The organism is Rhizobacter sp. P3_C12 (assembly GCF_056402735.1).
This window is the reverse complement of record NZ_JBFUGW010000628.1, coordinates 1-888: the sequence shown is the minus strand read 5'-3', so window position 1 is coordinate 888 and position 888 is coordinate 1. Positions and strand designations below refer to the sequence as shown.

Here is an 888-nt window from a genome sequence, read left to right as displayed (position 1 = left end):
GAGCAGCCTCGCGCGCCAGCATCCGGGTGCGGCCACGGCCGTGGGCGTGTGGGCCAGCCAGGCCCATCCGCAGCAGCATGCGCGCAATGCGCAGCAACTGGCCGGCACGGTGGCCGCGGCCTGGGTCGCGGGGGTGCCGATCGACTGGTCGGCCTGGCGCGAGGGCGCCGCGCGGCGCCGCGTGCCGCTGCCCACCTATGCCTTCCAGCGCCGCCGGTACTGGGTGGAGGCCGGCGAACAGGCTGCGCCGAAGGCCGACGGGAACATCTTCTACGCACCGAGCTGGCAGCGCAGTGCAGCGCCGCGGCCGGCCGCCGGATCCGAGCCGGGCGGCCACGTGCTGGTGCTCGGCGACGTGGACAGCATCAGCGCCAGCGTGCTGCGCGAGCTGCGCCAGCGCGGCGCGCGCGTCAGCTTCGCGCAGCCCGGCGCGCGCTTCGCCCGCAACGCGGCACAGCAGTACACCGTGCGGCCGGCCGAGCGTGCCGACTTCGACGAACTGCTGAACGCGCTGCAGGCCGACGGCCCATTGACGCAGGTGCTGCACCTGTGGAGCCTCGACGGCCAGCGCGGCGCGGCCGCGAGGCCGAAGCTGGAGCTTGGCTACCTGAGCCTGCTGGCGTTCGCGCAGGCGGTCGAGGCAAAAGCCATCGAACCGCTCGCGCTGACCGTCGTCACCGACCGCCTCGAAGACGTGACCGGCACCGAGCCGCTGGCGCCCGAGAAGGCGACGCTGCTCGGCCTCGCGCGGGTGATGGGCCAGGAGATCCCGTCGCTGCGCTGCCGTGTCGTCGACGTGCTGCTGCCGGCACCCGAGAGCGAGGCCGAGGACCGGCTCGCCCGCGTGCTGGTCGACGAGGCGCAGGGCGACAGCGCCGACACACCCGT

At 74.7% G+C, this 888-nt stretch carries 1 protein-coding gene; it reads left to right on the top strand.

Going from position 1 to position 888, the window contains the following annotated elements; genetic code table 11:
• Nucleotides 1–888 (top strand): KR prefix domain-containing protein (locus AC1DXV_RS35050; protein WP_477938105.1); only part of this gene is annotated, 888 nt, incomplete at both ends.